The organism is Pontibacter saemangeumensis (genome assembly GCF_039541895.1).
Taxonomy (GTDB): domain Bacteria; phylum Bacteroidota; class Bacteroidia; order Cytophagales; family Hymenobacteraceae; genus Pontibacter; species Pontibacter saemangeumensis.
Genome location: NZ_BAABHC010000006.1, coordinates 34,273 through 52,132 on the forward strand (window position 1 = coordinate 34,273; position 17,860 = coordinate 52,132).

12 protein-coding genes are annotated in these 17,860 nt (G+C 52.7%); 8 read left to right on the plus strand and 4 right to left on the minus strand.

Translation table 11 applies throughout. The features are described 5' to 3' along the window. Nucleotides 1-26 precede the first annotated feature (26 nt). From ABD920_RS08245 to ABD920_RS08260, 4 genes are all read left to right on the plus strand, one after another. Nucleotides 27-677 (plus strand): NAD(P)-dependent oxidoreductase, encoded by a 651-nt coding sequence (locus ABD920_RS08245; RefSeq protein ID WP_345158212.1) that lies wholly within the window; start codon nt 27-29, stop codon nt 675-677. A gap of 405 nt (nt 678-1,082) precedes the next feature. After that, nucleotides 1,083-2,420, plus strand: a complete 1,338-nt coding sequence (locus tag ABD920_RS08250) for a DEAD/DEAH box helicase (RefSeq protein ID WP_345158213.1) — start codon at nt 1,083-1,085, stop codon at nt 2,418-2,420. Nucleotides 2,421-2,942: 522 nt separating this feature from the next. Beyond that, on the plus strand, nt 2,943-3,902 hold the full coding sequence (locus ABD920_RS08255; protein WP_345158214.1) for a T9SS type A sorting domain-containing protein: 960 nt from the start codon (nt 2,943-2,945) through the stop codon (nt 3,900-3,902). A gap of 435 nt (nt 3,903-4,337) precedes the next feature. Next, entirely contained in the window at nt 4,338-6,203 is a 1,866-nt protein-coding gene (locus tag ABD920_RS08260) for a multicopper oxidase domain-containing protein (protein WP_345158216.1), read from the plus strand. A gap of 53 nt (nt 6,204-6,256) precedes the next feature. Here the strand turns inward: ABD920_RS08260 and ABD920_RS08265 are convergent, their stop codons facing one another. Continuing rightward, nucleotides 6,257-7,168 carry a DMT family transporter gene (locus tag ABD920_RS08265; protein ID WP_345158217.1) on the minus strand — a complete coding sequence of 304 codons (912 nt, stop codon included), beginning with the start codon at nt 7,166-7,168 and terminating at the stop codon, nt 6,257-6,259. Nucleotides 7,169-7,238: 70 nt separating this feature from the next. On the opposite strand from ABD920_RS08265, the gene ABD920_RS08270 reads away from it, so the two are divergent. Further along, nucleotides 7,239-8,393: an AI-2E family transporter gene (locus ABD920_RS08270; protein ID WP_345158218.1), complete on the plus strand. Its 1,155-nt coding sequence runs from the start codon at nt 7,239-7,241 to the stop codon at nt 8,391-8,393. A gap of 192 nt (nt 8,394-8,585) precedes the next feature. Here the strand turns inward: ABD920_RS08270 and ABD920_RS08275 are convergent, their stop codons facing one another. Next, nucleotides 8,586-9,884: a serine hydrolase domain-containing protein gene (locus ABD920_RS08275; RefSeq protein WP_345158220.1), complete on the minus strand. Its 1,299-nt coding sequence runs from the start codon at nt 9,882-9,884 to the stop codon at nt 8,586-8,588. Between the two features lie 241 nt (nt 9,885-10,125). Here ABD920_RS08275 and ABD920_RS08280 point away from each other — a divergent pair, with 241 nt between their 5' ends. The 3 genes from ABD920_RS08280 to ABD920_RS08290 all read left to right on the plus strand — a co-directional run bounded on the left by ABD920_RS08280 (nt 10,126) and on the right by ABD920_RS08290 (nt 14,526). Beyond that, entirely contained in the window at nt 10,126-11,394 is a 1,269-nt protein-coding gene (locus tag ABD920_RS08280) for a replication-associated recombination protein A (protein ID WP_345158223.1), read from the plus strand. A 294-nt stretch (nt 11,395-11,688) separates the two neighbouring features. Beyond that, a complete protein-coding gene (gene sppA / locus ABD920_RS08285; RefSeq protein ID WP_345158225.1) occupies nt 11,689-13,452 on the plus strand; it encodes a signal peptide peptidase SppA in 1,764 nt (587 codons plus the stop codon). 258 nt (nt 13,453-13,710) lie between these two features. Further along, complete coding sequence (locus ABD920_RS08290; RefSeq protein ID WP_345158226.1) at nt 13,711-14,526, plus strand: purine-nucleoside phosphorylase; 816 nt, start codon at nt 13,711-13,713, stop codon at nt 14,524-14,526. A gap of 142 nt (nt 14,527-14,668) precedes the next feature. Here ABD920_RS08290 and ABD920_RS08295 read toward each other — a convergent pair whose 3' ends face one another. Then, the gene (locus ABD920_RS08295; RefSeq protein WP_345158227.1) at nt 14,669-15,481 is read right to left on the minus strand and encodes a DUF4249 domain-containing protein; all 813 of its coding nucleotides are present in this window, start codon (nt 15,479-15,481) and stop codon (nt 14,669-14,671) included. Continuing rightward, a complete protein-coding gene (locus tag ABD920_RS08300) occupies nt 15,481-17,778 on the minus strand; it encodes a TonB-dependent receptor (RefSeq protein WP_345158228.1) in 2,298 nt (765 codons plus the stop codon). Before ABD920_RS08300 ends, ABD920_RS08295 begins: the two co-directional genes overlap by 1 nt. Between the last annotated feature and the right edge of the window lie 82 nt (nt 17,779-17,860).

The window sequence follows — 17,860 nt, forward strand, 5'->3', positions numbered from 1 at the left end:
ATAGACAACTGAAACATACAGAGCATATGAAAATAGCCATTATAGGTGCCAGCGGAAACATCGGTTCCCGGATAACACAGGAAGCCTTGAGCAGGGGGCATGATGTGACTGCCATTGTCCGTAACCCTGAGAAAGTAACAGAAGAGAGCGTGAGCCTGACCGTGAAGGAAGGGGACGTGCAGGACGTGGATGGAATGGCCGGATTGCTGAAGGGCCATGATGCCGTGGTGGTGTCTTACAGCCCGGGATGGGAGCCAGGCACCGATTTCAGCCAGCACGTGGAAGTGGCACAGAAGGTGCTGCAGGCCACAAAACTGGCAGGCGTGAAGCGTATACTGAATGTAGGCGGCGCCGGTAGCCTGTACGCCGACCCGGAGCAGGGCATACAACTGGTGGACACCGAAGAGTTCCCGGAGGCCTGGAGAGGCGGTGCAGCGGCACAGCGGGACTCGCTGAACGTGTACCAGGAAGAGCGGGAACTGGACTGGACTTTCCTCAGCCCTGCCATTATCATTGAGCCGGGCGAGCGCACGGGCAAGTTTCGCTACAATACCGATAGCCCTGTGTTTGATGAGCGGGGCGAGAGCAGGATTTCGCGGCAGGATTTTGCCGTCGCCGTGCTGAACGAACTGGAGGAGCCACAGTATATCCGGCAGCGCTTCACGGTAGGGTACTAAGACTGTCGCTGCGATTTATATATGACGGGGCAACCTGTTGCAAAGGACCACCCATTGCATCTCCTATATAGGTATAGGGGGATCAAAGGTGGTCCTTTTGCGGTTATACCATGATTTTGATTTACACCCGATTATGGGGTGTGGTCTCGCGGCCGCAAATGAAGCCCTTGCCGTTCCTGCGCCTGAAAAAAGAGCAGTAGGATGTGACGCAGCAGTAGTGTACCTTTGTGTTCTTCAACAGCTGAATAGAACTATATCCCCGTTTTATGAGTTGAGGTAGAAACACAGGTCGGGAATGGCCCTTGTGCCTATATAAACATATCAGAGGCACTTCTTCAGATTCCGGCCAATCACCGTAAAGGCAGCGCACAAAGTGCTGCGCGGTTTCTTTTGAAAAACCAATTAATGACATTCGAGAATCTTAACCTCATTGAGCCAATCCTAAAAGCTCTTAAAACAGAAGGATATACCACCCCAACGCCTATCCAGGAAAAATCAATACCGCTCATACTCCAGAGAAGAGATATTTTGGGCTGCGCCCAGACGGGAACAGGTAAAACGGCTGCTTTCTCTATTCCGATCCTGCAGTTGCTGTCAGAAAACGGCGGACAGCAGGAGCGGGGAACGCGCAAGATAAAGGCGCTTATCCTGACGCCGACACGCGAACTGGCCCTGCAGATTGCCGATAGCCTGACGTCTTACGGCAAACACACAGGCCTGAAGCACACTGTCGTTTTTGGTGGCGTGCCACAGCGGCCGCAGACCGACGCTTTGCGTGCCGGAATAGACATACTGGTGGCCACACCAGGCCGCTTACTCGACCTGATGGCGCAGAAATACGTGCACCTGAGCCAGATCGAGATGTTCGTGCTGGACGAGGCGGACCGTATGCTGGATATGGGTTTCATAAACGACGTGAAGAAGGTGCTGAAAGTGCTGCCGGAGAAAAAGCAGACGCTGTTCTTCTCGGCCACCATGGCACCGGAAATAAAGAAACTGGCCGATACTATTCTGGTGAACCCGGCGCAGGTGGAGGTTACCCCGGTTTCTTCCACAGCCCACACCATCAAGCAGGCAGTTTACTATGTGAAGAAAGGCGATAAAAAAGACCTGCTCATTCACCTGCTGAAGGATGGCGCTATCGACCGCGCCCTGGTATTTACACGCACCAAGCACGGAGCTGACCGTGTAGCCCGCGATGTAAGCAAGGCCGGTGTGCAGGCAGAGGCCATTCATGGCAACAAGTCGCAGAACGCACGCGTGCGTGCCCTGAATAACTTTAAGAACAGCCAGACACGTGTGCTTGTCGCGACGGATATAGCCGCCCGCGGCATCGATGTGGACGATCTCTCGCATGTGATCAACTATGAGTTGCCGAACGAGCCGGAGACCTATGTGCACCGCATTGGCCGGACAGGCAGGGCGGGAGCCAGTGGCGTTGCCCTGTCTTTTTGCGATGGCGAGGAAACATCTTACCTGGTGAGCATCCAGAAGCTGATCTCTAAGTCGGTTCCGGTCATCGACAACCATCCGTACCCGATGACAGCCAAAGACTTTGCCGAGGCAGCCAACGCAGCAAAGCAGCAGAAGAAAGGCGGCGGTGGTGGCCGACGTCCTTCCGGTGGCGGTGGCGGCCGGCCAGCCGGCGGGCCGCGAAACGGAGGCGGCAATAGCCAGGGCAACCGAAGCGGTGCGCCCCGAAGCGAAAACCGCAGCCGAAACAGCTTTGCCAGGTCAAACTAATAAAGCATACTGAACCACATTAAACAAAGAAAGCCTGCCAGTTTTAAACTGGCAGGCTTTCTTTGTTTAATGTGGTGGCGCCAATTGCTCAAAAGATAAACTTATCCCCGGCTAAAGTTCTCACAGATAGAGAATGTGTTGTAAAGGGAAAGGCGTTGTGCTGGTAAAACACAGTTAAAATTACTTAGGTGAGGGAACAATAAAACCTGTCATGTTTTACGAAGACCTATCATAAAATCTATTATCTCTAAATCCATCGGGTTGATTATTGACTACGTTTAAGATTACTTTCACCCTTGCCGAATGCCTCTATATTAGTATTTTATCTATATATGAATCTTGTTTACCAACTATAAGTATATTAAAATTATAAAAAATTATATTTTTTCTTTGCCTGTTTAATAGTATTGGTAAAGATTTAACTTTTTCTACTCTCCTTACTAAAGCAACTTTCTTCGATTTGTTTTAGTCGCCTCTTCTAAACTGGTTATTTGATTCTCTTCGATTTAAACTTGTCTATAGATGATGAAAACAAATCTAATTCATATTAAAATGTTGTTTAAACAACATCCTTTTTTGCTCGTCTTTCTGCTTTTAATTGTCTATTCCCATATAGCTGTAGCCCAACCAGATTGTGGTTGGGTAGATGGTATAAATAACCAACCTGTAAGTTGCATGGGTGAGAACGTAACAGAAGATTTCAATTTGGATGACGGTGGGTTTACCTCCGATGACTTTGTATGGAACGCTTCTGAGGGTTACTGGGAAGCAATAATTGACAGGCCTATTAGTCGTAGTGAACCAGATACGTACACGATTACATCAGGCGTCTATACCATTACCGAGGATGGTTATGTCAATTACGGATTTATTTTTTCTGGGCCAAATAGAATAGGCATTTCAATTATAGATGCTAACACAGGTGAGGTCCTTGCCGGTTGTGATCCTACCGGGGGCATTCTTTACAATGACCAAAGAGGATACTTTATTACGTGTTTAAGATTTCCATACCCAGGAACAGATGATGACTTATATGCGGGTAGGGAAATCCAATTTGTAACAACTTTTCATGTTTATGGTAGAGGGTTCACAAGAGGAAGAAGCATTATCTACGACAATTTTTCTGTAGGGGGTAGTGCGACGGAAGTAGGGGGTGCTTCTGCTCTTTTAAGCAACGCCACCAGTAGAAGCCTGTTGCAGAAGAAAGGTTTATCGCAGGCAACAGGTGAACTCGCCGATTTTACTTTATACCCTAACCCGGTGAATGACCGGGCGACATTATCATTCGATAAACAACTTTCCGTAAGCGCAGTTTTATCTTTGATCAGGGCCGATGGAGTTCTGCTCCGGACGCTTAAGTTAGAGAAAGGCGCGGTTACCACCCAACTGGATCTTTCAAGCGAAAAGCCAGGTTTATATATTGTAACGCTGCAGGATGCAAGCGGCAGAAGAACCGTCAGCAAATTGTTTAAATACGACTAAAGGGAAATAATTAATAGCTTTCAGTGATTAAAAATCCGGAGACAGCTTTCTCCAAAGAAAATTAGCGACTTGCATAAAATGACAATAATCATAATAATATGATTATTGTCATTTTATATTTAATAATTTACACATACCTTCAGCTTGATGATTCTTCTTTAAACAGGCATCTCCTGTTTTTTTCTGCTCGCATATGTAAATATATTTTAGCTATGAGTCATGAAGCATCCTTTCCACAATACCATTCGCAATACAATAGCATTATTGTTAGCATTTCTGCTAATAAGACCACCTCTCTATGGACAGGAATTATTAGAACCTGATGATATACCTAAGTTTGTTAATCCTTTACCAATTCCTTCTGTTATTGATGCTACTAACGCTGGCAATAAATCTCTTGCTATAACCATTTCTCAGTTTAAGCAGGACCTTGGCTTGGGGCTGAAAGACGAAGATGGCAACCCTGTGCTGACCACCGTATGGGGGTACAACGGCCAGTATCCGGGTCCTACCATTCTCGCCAAAAAAGACCAGCCTATAAATGTGAAATGGCTGAACAGACTGGTGAACGAGGCCGGAGCGCCTTTGCCGCATTTACTACCGGTCGACAAGTCCATTCATTGGGCAGACCCGGGAGGGCCAGGCGTGCCTATTGTTACTCACCTGCATGGCGGACACACAGAGTCAGAGAGCGACGGCTTGCCCGGCGCCTGGTATACCCCATATGCCCAAAACAAAGGGCCTCAGTTCATTAAAGGCGAGCACATCCCTTACCATTATGACAATGACCAGGAGGCGGCCACGCTGTGGTACCATGACCATGCACTGGGTATCACACGCCTAAACGTATACGCAGGCCTGGCAGGCTTTTACCTGCTGACTGATGGCTTTGAGAACGGTTTGAGGAAAAGCAAAAAGCTGCCGGACCCTCTTTACGACATAGGGTTGGCCATACAGGATCGTATGTTCACCACTGACGGCCAATTGTTCTATCCCTCTGACCCTGAAGAGGGTGGCGAAAACGCTATGTCAGGAGCAAATCATTCGTCACAGGAGCATGATGTACCTAATCCCAGCGTTTTACCGGAGTTTTTTGGTGATGTGATACTGGTGAATGGCAAAGCCTGGCCCATATTAAATGTTGAGCCACGGCAATATCGCTTCCGTCTGCTGAACGGTTCAGACTCCAGGTTTTATAACCTGAAACTGACGGAAGGAGTGAAGATATGGCAGATTGGGTCTGATCAAGGCTTCCTTAACAAGCCAGTGGAGCATGATGCATTGTTAATTTCACCCGGTGAGCGCATGGATGTGGTGATTGATTTCTCAGGTGCAAACCTGTGGAAGAAAACCATCATTATCACAAACGATGCCAGTACGCCATTCCCGGATGGAGATCCTGTTGACTCGGATGACAGCCCGGTACAGATCATGGCCTTCAAGGTTGATGTTCCCTTGAATAAAGCATACCCACTAACCCATATACCGGCATCGTTTCACAAACCGCTTCCCAAAATACCGACTGCCACCAATGTCAGAAAGCTGATCTTGTTTGAAGGAACGGATGAATATGGCAGGCTCAAACCTATGCTCGGCACTGTGGAGGACGGTGCCATGGAGTTTATGGACCCGATCACAGAAAACCCTGCCCTGAACGGCTCAGAAATATGGGAAATACATAACCTCACCCCCGATGCCCATCCTATTCACCTGCACCTGGTCTTCTTCAGGGTACTCAACTCTCAGGAGTTCACGGGCGATGTAGACGATACAGGACGTCTTGCAAACATAGAACTCGTTGGGCCGCTTATAAAGCCGGAGCCAGGGCAGGACGGAAAGAAAGACACCTATCCGATCGCACCCGGAGAAGTGACCAGGCTGATCGCCACATTTGATCGTGAGGGGCATTATGTCTGGCACTGCCACATCCTGTCGCATGAAGATCACGAGATGATGCGGCCGTATTATGTGGGCAATTTGCCAGATAACTTGCTGGCCAGCCAGAGCCACGAACTAAAAGTCTTGCATGAGGACGACTCCGGCATTGGCGTGTTCAGTGTATACCCAAACCCTTTCTTCGACTCAGCGACCTTGCAATTCAAAATGACTGAGTCGAGTGCAGTAGCGGTTCGCATATTTGACCTGAGTGGCCGACTGGTGCGGGAGGTGCCGGAACAGCAATTGCCTATAGGTCAACACCAGCTTGAGCTAAGTGGCGTGGGTATGCAGGCAGGCATATATGTATGCGAGGTAGAGGTAAATAACAAGTTATACCGCAGCAGGCTCGTGCTGGCTAAATAGCTAGTGTATCCTAAAGATGGAAAGCCCCTTATAGAGGGCTTCCCATCTTTATCTCAATTGTTAGCCCCTGCTTTGACTGCCGTGTGCTGCCGTGTCCGGCTCACCATATAGACCCCGGCAAAGATCAGCAGCGCGTACAGACCTTTCTGCAGCGTGAAGACATCCTTCCCAAAACCGATCGCTATCAGGATGGCCAGTACAGGCTGCAGGTATATATAGGCCCCGACCAGTGAAGCGTTGGCGTAGCGCAGGGCCCACGTGTTGAGCAGGTAGGCCAGGATGGTGACGGCCAAAACCATAAACGCGATCGCGAGCCAGATGGAGGTGGGGAAGGTGCCATAGGCAGGGGCGAGGAGCTGCCGCCAGCCGAATGGCACCACAATCACGGCGCCTACCGCGAAGATGCGGCTGACGATGGTAACAGCCTTGTATTTCTGCATCAGCGGTTTCACCAGCACCAGGTACATCCCGAAGGAGACGGCATTGAGAATAATCAGCAAATCGCCGTAGATGTTGCCTGGGGTGCCCTCTCCACGGGAATTATTGATGAGAAGCAGGGCGCCCAGGCATGCTGTCACGATGCCGGTTACTTTACGCCAGCCGACCCTTTCCTTGAGGAGCACCGCCGAGAAAAGGAGCACCGCCACCGGGCTGATGACCATCAGCAGCGCCGCGTTGATGGGCGCTGTCAGGTTGAGGCCCCCGAAAAAACAGAGCTGGTTGATGGCGATGCCCGTCACGCCGCAGGCAATGGACCGCAGGTTGTCGGCCCGGCCCACTATTTTCTCCTTCACGACCAGCCTTGAAAACACACCGAAAAACAGCGCCGCCGACACCACCCGAATCACAATCAACCCGAACGGCCCTACATAAAAAGGCATTACTTCCTTGGCGATGCTATAGTTGCTCCCGTAGATCAGCGCCACCAGCAGCAGCGCCCCATGCACCTGCACTTGTTTATTCATGCCGTAAAGGTAAGTGCTTTTGCTTTTGGGCCGTATACAGGGGCATTATGAATGCTAAACTCTTCAAATCATGCTAAAAGGAATACCGCTGACGGTGCGGAGATCAATAGAGATTATGGGGCTGTTCTTTTTGGGGTGGCTCATCGTGTTGGGGAAAGGCATCCTGGCCCCGTTGCTCATGGCTTTTTTCCTGAGCATCATGCTGCTGCCCATTTACCGTTTTTTCCGGGCAAAGCGTTTTCCTGAGTCGCTCTCCATTGGCACCAGCCTGTTCGTGCTCATATTGGTGTTGGGTCTCATTATCTGGTTTTTCTCCTATCAAATCAGTAACCTGGTATCCGATTTCCCGGTCATACAGGAGAACGTGACGCAGCACCTGAAGGCTCTCAGCGCCTGGATTGAAGACATCTCACCGGTGTCTACAGAGGAGCAGACAAGCTTTATAAGCGAGCAGAGCAACCGGATTCTGAGTTATGCCGGTAACATGCTCAGCGGGGCCGCCCTTTCCATCACGGGCATTTTTGTATTCCTGGGCCTGGTGCCCATCTATATCTTCCTGCTGCTCTTCTACAAAAACCTGCTGCTGCGCTTTGTCTTTTTCTGGTTCCCCAAGGAAAACCACGAGAAGGTAGAGGGGGCCATGCGGGAGATGGAAGTCATCATCAAAAGCTACCTTTTTGGGCTTCTGATCCAGATCAGCTATATAACCGTGCTGCTCGGTGGTATCCTGATGATCATCGGCATCAAGCACGCGCTGCTGATCGGGGTGATATTCGCCTTCCTGAACCTGATCCCGTATGTAGGCGCCTTGCTGGGCAACATTATCGGGGTGCTGATCACGCTGGCCTCCTCTTCAGAGCTCTGGCCCATCGTCACGGTGCTGGGTGTGATCGCGGCGGTACAGTTCCTGGACAACAATATCCTTATGCCACGCATCGTGGGGTCCAAGGTGAAGATAAACGCGCTGGCGTCCATCGTCGGGGTGATCGTGGCCGGGGAAATCGCGGGGGTGATCGGCATGTTCCTCTCGTTACCCATTATCGCCGTGCTTAAAATCATATTTGACCGAGCCGAGAACTTCAAGCAGTGGGGAGTCCTTTTTGGGGATGAGCGACCTTCCCGCAGCCCGATGGAGGTACCCGCCCTGCGGCAGGACAGCGAGCAGGTAGACCGGCAACTGGAACGGGAAAATGATATAGAGCCGTCTGCTAAAACAAAAAGCTAAGTTCTCCTATCAGAGGGAGTTGCCGGGACGAGCGATCCGTTTTCTTTTCAGATCAAAAGAAAGCATGTGAATGAACCTGCGCCGGTGTTGCTATATATCAGGCACAGCAGTAGGGGATATATAAACAGCAGGAACAGGGCCTGATCTGGCACCGTTTCCTGCGCTTTATATATCCCCTTCGCTCTATGGAATTTACTTGCTGGACAGCTGGCTCTCCATAATAGCCTGGTAGACCAGCACCCTGAATTTGTCGCTCAGGTCGCCGTAGCTGTTCGGGAATTTGTTGGTGTAGAGCAAAGCCACGATCCCTTCTTTCGGGTCTACCCAGTAGGTGGTGCCGAAGATACCGCCCCAGTCGTAAGTGCCTACCGAAACCGGTAACTGGGCGGCGCCTTTTGCCGTGGCAATGCCGAAGCCTAAGCCAAACTTATTATCGCCCATGTTCAGTTCCCCGATTTGGTTAGTGGTCATGAGCTGCACTGTAGCGGGGCTTAACAGGCGCTTCCCGTTGTACGTCCCTTTGTTTAGCAGCATCTGCAAAAACACTGCGTAGTCATATATAGTGGAGGACAGGCCTGCTCCCCCGGAATAGTACGACCCTTCCTCCTTTGGGAAGTCAGGCGATAAACGGCCCTGCGCGGCCGTCGGCTTCAGGGTTTTGTTATCGCCTTCAGTGTAGAGCTTCACCAGCCGGTTCTCCTTTTCATCAGGCAGGTAGAACCAAGTGTCATTCATGCCGAGCGGGTCAAAGATGCGCGCCCTGAGAAACTGATCAAGCGGTTGCCCGGAAACTACTTCTATCAGATGGCCAAGTACATCCGTGTTCAGGCCATAGGTAAATCGTTCGCCGGGCTGGTGCACGAGCGGCACCTTGGCCAACGCCGCCATGGCATCGGAAAGCTTGTCGTGCGGGGTGCCGATGCCGCTGGGGATAGCGTGCTTGGCGTAGATGGCCACTGCCTCGGCGCCCCCGATGCCAGGGTAGCTGATGCCGGAGGTATGGGTGAGCAGGTCCCGGATCGTGATCTGCCGTTTGGCCGGCACCGAAGTAAATGTGGTGTCCTCCTTGTTGAACGTGTCCAGCACTTTCATGTCCCGGAAGGCCGGGAGGTATTTCGAAATGGGGTCATCGAGCAGAAACTTTCCCTCCTCAAACAGCATCATCACCCCTACGCTAGTGATGGCCTTGGTCTGGGACGCGATCCGGAAAATGTCGTCGCGATCAAGCTTGTTCTTTGCTTCAGCGTCGCTGTACCCCACGCTTTTATAATAAACAATCTTGCCGTCACGGGCAATCAGCGCCACGGCGCCCGGTATATAATTCTTGTCCACATATTCCTGCAGTACCCGGTCCAGGCGTTGCAGGCGCTCTGCGCTTATGCCCGATTTCCCGGGTTTGGCCTCCTGTAAAACGGATTTGGCGGGCTTTTGGGCAAAGGAAAGGCTGATGCTCAAACAGAGCGCCAGCGTCAGGGCGGGTTTATGTAACATCTAGCTTCATTATATAGGTGATATCAGAGGTAAGATAAGGATAAATAGCGCATACTTTCAGTTTACATTTTGAATTTTTGGTGTGCTTGCTATGCAGCTTGGGCTGATCAGTAATGCCTTGGCACCGACTTACTGACGAGGCACAGCATCTCCTCTTGAAACAAGAGGCCCTCATCCCTTACCTCTTTGCCTTCAAATCCGTAGCTTTGTCTTTCACCGAACCCGGAGTTTTAGACAGCCGATGAACCATCCGAACATACCGCTTGCCGAGCGCATGCGCCCCCATAACCTGGACCAGTACTACGGCCAGAAGCACCTTGTTGGCCCCAGCGGCATCCTGCGCCGCTATATAGAGGGCGGCGTGATCCCGAGCATGATTTTGTGGGGCCCGCCCGGCGTGGGCAAAACTACATTGGCCAACATCATTGCCAACCAGATGAAGGTGCCGTTTGTAGCCCTGAGTGCTATCAACTCCGGCGTGAAAGACATCCGCGAGGTGATTGAGCAGGCCCGGAAGCGGCAGGGCACGGTGCTGTTCATTGACGAGATTCACCGCTTCAACAAGTCGCAGCAGGACGCGCTGCTGGGTGCCGTGGAGAAAGGAACGGTTACGCTGGTGGGTGCCACCACCGAGAACCCCTCGTTTGAGGTGATCTCTGCTTTGCTCTCGCGCTGCCAGGTATATATACTCAAGCATTTAACAAAGGACGAACTGGTCGAACTGGTGGACAAGGCGCTGGAGCAGGACGAGTGGATCCGGCACCGCAACGTGCGGATTGAGGAGTACGAGGCGCTGCTGACCATCTCCGGGGGCGATGCGCGTAAGCTGCTGAACCTGCTCGAGATCGTGGCCGAAGCCCAGGCAGGCGATGAGGTGGTGCTGACAAACGAACTGGTGAAGCAGGTGGCGCAGCAAAACATCGTCATGTACGACAAATCGGGGGAGATGCACTACGACCTGGTGTCGGCCTACATAAAGTCCATCCGGGGCTCTGACCCGAACGCGGCCGTGTACTGGCTGGCCCGCATGATCGAGGGCGGCGAAGACCCCAAGTTCATTGCCCGCCGCCTGCTCATCGCTGCCTCCGAGGACATTGGGCTGGCCAACTCCAACGCGCTGCTCATGGCCACGTCCTGCTTCCAGGCGGTGCAGATGATCGGCTATCCCGAGGCGGAAATCATCCTGTCGCAATGCACCGTTTACCTGGCCACCTCGCCCAAGAGCAATGCCTCCTACAAGGCCATCAAGCAGGCGCGGGCGCTGGTGCAGCAAACGGGCAACCTGCCGGTGCCGCTGCACATCCGCAACGCGCCCACCAAGCTGATGAAGGAGATCGGCTACGGCAACAACTACAAATACGCCCACGACTACGAAGGCAATTTCGTGCAGCAGGAGTTTATGCCGCAAGAGCTCAGCAGCACCGCCTTTTACCAGCCCGGCCAGAACGGCCGCGAGAACGAGATGCGCAAGCAGCTGCAGGCGCAGTGGGGGAAGAAGTATGGGTATTAGAAGTTAAAGAGTTATAGAGTTAGAAAGTTGAAAAGTTAGAAAGCTGTAAGCGTGTTGATTTGAAGTGTGAGGGAAGGGCGCAGTTTATATATAAGCCGTGTACGTATCAGGTACTAACCTCTCTAACTCTCTAAATTTTTAAATTTTTAACTTTCCCACGTTTGTCTATAAAAAGGGAGGGTTGGTCGAGAAGGTGTGATTCGGCTGAACAAATTGCCTTATTTTTGTATATTGCTATGGAGACGCACTGCATTCCGTCTTAAAAACCGTACAAATAATTAACCCATATACAACATGCTAAGTTTTCTGAAATATGTGCTGGGCACGATAGTAGGCCTGTTCATATTCTTTTTTATCAGTTTCCTGATTTTACTCGGTATTGCCGCCAGCTCGGCCTCCGCTGATGAAGTAACCGTGGCCGAAGGCTCTGTGCTGGAACTGAAGCTGGACAAACCCATCTCGGAGCGCGACCCTGATAACCCCCTGGCTGAGCTTGGCTTCTCGTTCGGCGCTTTCGCCAGCACCGATGGGCTGGACCAGATAAAAGCAGCTATCCGGCGCGCGAAGACGGACGATAACATCGAGGGTATTTTCCTGAATATGACCTTTGTGGATGCCGGCATGGCGAAACTGGAGGAGATCCGGAACGAGCTGATCGAGTTCAAGAAGTCCGGCAAGTTCGTCGTGTCCTACACCGACCTGGCGACCGAGAAGGCGTATTATGTAGCGTCCGTGTCCGACAAAATCTACCTCAACCCCATGGGGACTGTGGAGTTTAACGGCATGAGCTCCGAAATGTATTTCTTCAAGCGCCTGCTGGACAAGCTGGACATTGAGGCCCAGATCTTCAAAGTGGGTACGTACAAAAGCGCCGTGGAGCCTTTCTTCTTAGAGAAGGCCAGCGACGCGAACCGGGAGCAGCTGAACTCCTTCCTGAACTCCATCAACAATTACCAACTGGAGCAGATCGCCAAATCACGCGGTGTGGAGATGGCAGAGCTGAAGAACGTGCAGGACAACCTGCTGGTGCGCGACCCGGAGGACGCCCGGAAGTACAAGCTGATAACCGATATCGGGTACTTCGACCAGGCGATCAGCTTCATGAAAGAGAAAACCGGCATCGAAGACGAAGATAAAATAGAGCTGGTGCAGCTCGATAAGTACAAAAAAGTAAAAGATAACATCAAGGTAAGCACATCCAAGAACCGCATCGCCGTGATATATGCCGAGGGCGACATCGTGGACGGGGAAGGCGACGAAGGCAATATCGGTAGCCGCCGTTTTGCCGATGCGCTGCGCAACGCCCGCCTGGACGAGAACGTGAAGGCGGTGGTCCTACGCATCAGCTCCCCGGGCGGCAGCGCCCTGGCATCGGACGTTATCTGGCGCGAGGTGCAGCTTACCAAAGAAAAGAAGCCGGTCATTGCCTCTATGTCTGATGTGGCTGCCTCAGGCGGGTATTATATCGCCATGGGCTGCGATACCATCGTGGCGCATCCCAACACGATTACCGGCAGCATCGGAGTGTTCGGCGTTATCCCGAACATGCAGGGCTTTCTGAATGACAAAATGGGCATCACCGTGGACCACGTGAACACGGGTAAGTTCTCTGACACCCCGACGATTACCCGCCCCATGACGGCGCAGGAGCAGGAGATCGTGCAGACGCAGATCGACCAGATATACGAGACTTTCACCAGCAAGGCAGCCAAGGGCCGGAACATGACCCAGGACAAGTTGAAAGAGTACGCATCCGGCCGCGTCTGGTCTGGCATCGAGGCGAAGCAGCGCAACCTGGTGGACGTTTACGGCGGCCTGGAGGAAGCCATCGCCATTGCCGCTAAAAAAGCCAATGTAGAGGATGATTACCGCCTGAAACCACTGCCCGCCCGCAAGTCATTCTTCGATGAGATATTCAGCAGCTTTGGGGCGCAGGCAAAGGAGCAGTCGATCAAGTTGGAGCTTGGCGAGCTGTACCCGTACTATAAGCTGTACAAAAAGGTGAGCAACCTGCACGGGATACAGGCCCGTATGCCTTACGACCTGAGCGTGGAGTAATCAATTTATAGATTATTGCATGCCGGGAAACCGGATTTGCATAAGCATTTCATTCAACCAGTTCAGTAAAACAACAGAAGCTGTAAAACCGCTCCCAGGCATGATGCCCGGGAGCGGTTTTTTAATTTTAAGTCAGCGCTATTTTTTGCAATTTTGGCCGCGCCTCAAACGTTTGGATGCCGGTTACAGGACCTAAGTCCATCTAACTTCGTCGCTTTAGGGTTCACTTGTTCAGCATTTTTTATTATAAAATCATATATGATGCAGCAGTTACACGCCACCACTACCTATATACAAGAAAACACAGGCGGCTTTGTGCCTGAATTCGGAATCATACTGGGCACGGGCTTAGGAGCGCTGGTGAAGGATGTGGAGGTACAGTATGCCTTGTCCTATGCCGATATCCCGCACTTCCCGGTTTCTACGGTAGAGAGCCATTCTGGCAAGCTGATCCTGGGGCTGCTGGCTGGCCGGAAGGTGGTGGTCATGCAGGGGCGCTTCCACTATTACGAGGGCTATACCATGGAGCAGGTGGTGTTCCCGGTGCGCGTGATGAAACTGCTGGGCGTACGGCAACTGATTGTTTCGAATGCAGCAGGAGGCCTAAACCCAAGTTTCAGCACTAGCGACCTGATGGTGCTGACAGACCATATTAACCTGCTGCCCACCAACCCGCTGATCGGGCAGAACCTGGATGAACTGGGCCCGCGCTTCCCGGACATGAGCGAGGTTTATGATGAGCACCTGGTGCGGGAGGCCATGGTGGTGGCCGAAGACAACGGCATCTTGCTGCAGGAGGGCGTGTATGTGAGCGTGCCGGGGCCGATGCTGGAGACAAAAGCGGAGTACCGGTACCTGCGCACGATCGGGGCTGACGCGGTCGGCATGTCTACCGTGCCGGAGGTGATTGCGGCGCGGCATATGGACATGCCGGTGTTTGCCATTTCCGTGATCACGGATATGTGTACCCCCGATAGAATTAAAAAGGTGGCGCTGTCAGACATTCTGAAAGCCGCCGCCTTAGCCGAACCCCGCATGACCCTGCTCATCCGGGAGCTGATCAAGCGGATTTGACGCAGGAAATTGCTGCGGCCATATATAAGTCAAGCGTAAGGATGTATCCTGCAGACCCCGCGTCGTGCGTAGCTCCCGCGAGCGTCCGAAGCTACAATCCTGACTCGCGGGAGCTGCGCACGACGCGAGGTTTTTCATATTGTTATTTGATAATGACAACCTTTCGGTCGAACGCGAGATTTGTGAAGATACCCATGCCACCCTGCACAGACGACCTGATTTTTGATGGCTGCGCGAAGGGGTTCCCGTTGGCGTCCTTCGCGTTGGAGGTGGAGACCAGGAAATCATAATACTGTTTCTCCATGTTATACAGCGTAACGATCACCGTGTCACCCGGATCATAGAAGTAAGTAGACCCAAAGGAGACGCGCGTGCCGTTGGTCAGGTTGTCAGAGGTTTTGATATCCTGCTCCGTGCCGTTGTTCAGGCTGTCGCGGTTGGTCATATAGCGATAGTAATTGCTGGTGCTGCCATCGTCGTAGAAAGATGTGAGCAACAGCGCCTCTTCGTCATCCTCATCAAAGCGCCATTCGATGGTATCGATGGGCACAGCAGGCAGTATGGTGGTGATGCCTGTGATCCTGCGGCCCTTGTCGTCCGAAACCTCCAGGCTATACACGTCTCCGGGCTTTCCTTCCATCACCTCCGAGGCACTGTGGGTATATATAAAATTAGCCTGCTCGTCCAGCTTCGGCTTGTACTCTAACTCAATGCGGCGCCCGTTGTGGGTAATATAGGCCTTTGCGTCCGGCACGAGCGGGGCTGTAGGAGGGTCGAAGTAACCGGAGCTCTCGTGCACCGCAATGCGGTAGGGCTCGCCCGGCACAAGGTAACCCTCCACAATCAGCACGGGTTCATGCGCCGGCAAGGCAACGTCTATATCCTTGTTTAAGTCGCAGCCATAGAGGAGGGCCGCAAGCGGCAGCAGCGCGTAAAGCAGGTGCTTTGGGTTCATCAGAATTTGAAATTATAGGTAACAGAGGGTATGATGGGGAACAGCGACACCTGCTTTGCCTGGAAACGCACCACGTCCCGCCTTTCCTTGTCTTTTACCTGGTCGAAATACACAAAGTAGGGGTTGCGCCGGTTGTAGGCATTATATACGCTGAAAGTCAGGTCGGCCTCACCACGCTTTGGCCTTAGTTTCAGCACAGCACTCAGGTCGAGGCGGTGGTAAGAGCTGAGCCTGTAGGAGTTGCGGTCTTCGTATATCGGCACAATGGAAGTGCCCTTGCCCTCCACATCCTGAAAGGCCATGCGGGCAACCGGTATGGAGTAAGGGTTACCGGAACTGAAAACAAAGCTCCCCGTCAGGCTCAGGCGCTTGTTCAGCTGGTGCAGCAGCACCAGGCTCAGGTCGTGGCGGCGGTCGTAGCGGGTCGGGAACCAATTGCCGTCGTTGATGTCGTCGAGGTCGTTGCTCCCGTCAAACTTGCGGTAAGTCCAAGAGAGGGTGTAGCCCACCCAGCCCGTCGTCTTGCCCTTTATCTTCTCCAGGTAAATCTCGTTGCCGTAGCTGCGCCCCAGGCCGAACAGGAATTCTTTCTGCAGGCTGTCGTTCACAAACAGGTTAGCTCCGTCCCTGAAGTCCAGCTGGTTGCGCATCCATTTATAGTAGACCTCGTTTGTGAGCAGGTACCGGCCCCGGCCGAATAACTTGCTGAACCCGGCCGCCACCTGTTGCGAGCGCTGTGGGGCTACCCCTGCGGTAGAGGGGTACCAGACGTCGGTGGGAAGCGACGCGCCCGAGTTAGAAACCAGGTGGATGTACTGCTTCATGCTGGCGAAGCTGGCCTTGACGGAGGTGCTTTCGTTGAGGTTGTACTTGACGGCGGTACGCGGCTCAAAGGCTATATAGGTGGTGTCGCTGCGGAAGCCTGACAGGCGCAAGCCATAATTAACCGACAGTCTGGCGTTTACCTGGTAATCGTCGGAGGCGTAGGCGCCAAACTCCACGCCGCTATAGGTAGTGCCAGCCCCTAAGTTAAGGGTGCTGTCCGAGGCCTGGAAACTAAGGCGGCCGACCGTGAAATGGTGGTGGGTGGCCATGGCCCCGAACTTAACGCTGTGCCCGCCCTTCAGAAACAAGTCGAAGTCTGTTTTAAAAGTGTAGTCCCGGACTGCGGAAGTGAGGCTCAGATTAAACACATCGATCTCATTTTTGATGCTGTATTGGTAGCGGGTGGTTTGAACGGAGGAGGTGGCGTACAGGCTGTTGTTAAACTTATGGCGCCAGCGCAGGGTGCCCATGGTGTTGCCCCAGTCAAAGCCAAACTTGAAGTCATCGTCGTTAAACCCGAAGAAGTCGCGCCCGTAGTACCCGCTAAGGCTCAGTTCATCGTTCCGCCCGAGTTTATAAGTGAGTTTTGCGTTGAGGTCATAGAAGTAGTAGTCCGGGATGGGGCTGTAGTCTTCCTTGCCTTCGCTGAGGCGGTTTATCTGGCGCGTGAAAATGTCGGCATAGGTGCGGCGGCCGGATACGACGAAACGGAGCTTGTCTTTGATGATGGGGCCGTCTACCGTCAGGCGCGAGGCGATGAGGCCTAGGCCGCCGTTTGCCCGTACGCCCTGGTTATTCCCATCGTTCAGCTTCACCTCCATTACCGAAGAGAGCCTGCCCCCGTACTGGGCCGGAAAACCGCCCTTGTACAGTTCCACGCTTTCCACTGCGTCCGGGTTAAACACGCTGAAAAAGCCGAAGAGGTGGGAGGGGTTATATATAACAGCGTCATCTAACAGCACCAGGTTCTGGTCAGGTCCGCCGCCACGCACATACAGGCCCGAGGTGCCTTCCCCACCGGATTGGACGCCGGGCTTCAGCTGCAGCACTTTCACCAGGTCCACCTCCCCGAAGAGGGCGGGTAGCAGCTTTGCCTCGCGCGCAGTGAGGCGCTCTACGCTCATGCGGGTATCGTTGAGCTTCTGGCGGAGCGTATTGGTCTCTACCTGCACCTCTCTCAGCTCTGTGTTGGTGGGCTCCAGCGAAAAGTTCAGGCGCTGCTGCTGTTCTGTGTCCGTTATACGCACCTGCCGGGTATGGCTGGCGTAGCCAAGGTAGGAAGCATGCACCTCATGTTCGCCAGCAGGCAGGGTGAGGGTGTAAGAGCCATTTTCGTTCGTGATGGTGCCCAGGTTCAGCGCCGGAACGGCTACCGTGGCTCCTATAAGAATCTCCCCGTCAGTGGTTCCCCGCACAACTCCCCGCACCACGGCTTTCTGGGCGAAGCAGTGTGCAGAAAGAAACAGAAGCATGCAGGTGAGCGAAAGGTGAAAAAACCGCATCAGGGCCGGTGGTTAAAGGTGCTTGGCTGTAAATTTACGAAACTCATTATCG

Coding starts and splice junctions, on each gene's coding strand:
- ABD920_RS08245 (WP_345158212.1), top strand. CDS start 27: ATGAAAATAGCCATTATAGGTGCCAGCGGAAACATCGGTTCCCGGATA.
- ABD920_RS08250 (WP_345158213.1), top strand. CDS start 1,083: ATGACATTCGAGAATCTTAACCTCATTGAGCCAATCCTAAAAGCTCTT.
- ABD920_RS08255 (WP_345158214.1), top strand. CDS start 2,943: ATGATGAAAACAAATCTAATTCATATTAAAATGTTGTTTAAACAACAT.
- ABD920_RS08265 (WP_345158217.1), bottom strand. CDS start 7,168: ATGAATAAACAAGTGCAGGTGCATGGGGCGCTGCTGCTGGTGGCGCTG.
- ABD920_RS08270 (WP_345158218.1), top strand. CDS start 7,239: ATGCTAAAAGGAATACCGCTGACGGTGCGGAGATCAATAGAGATTATG.
- ABD920_RS08275 (WP_345158220.1), bottom strand. CDS start 9,884: ATGTTACATAAACCCGCCCTGACGCTGGCGCTCTGTTTGAGCATCAGC.
- ABD920_RS08280 (WP_345158223.1), top strand. CDS start 10,126: ATGAACCATCCGAACATACCGCTTGCCGAGCGCATGCGCCCCCATAAC.
- sppA (WP_345158225.1), top strand. CDS start 11,689: ATGCTAAGTTTTCTGAAATATGTGCTGGGCACGATAGTAGGCCTGTTC.
- ABD920_RS08290 (WP_345158226.1), top strand. CDS start 13,711: ATGATGCAGCAGTTACACGCCACCACTACCTATATACAAGAAAACACA.
- ABD920_RS08295 (WP_345158227.1), bottom strand. CDS start 15,481: ATGAACCCAAAGCACCTGCTTTACGCGCTGCTGCCGCTTGCGGCCCTC.
- ABD920_RS08300 (WP_345158228.1), bottom strand. CDS start 17,778: ATGCTTCTGTTTCTTTCTGCACACTGCTTCGCCCAGAAAGCCGTGGTG.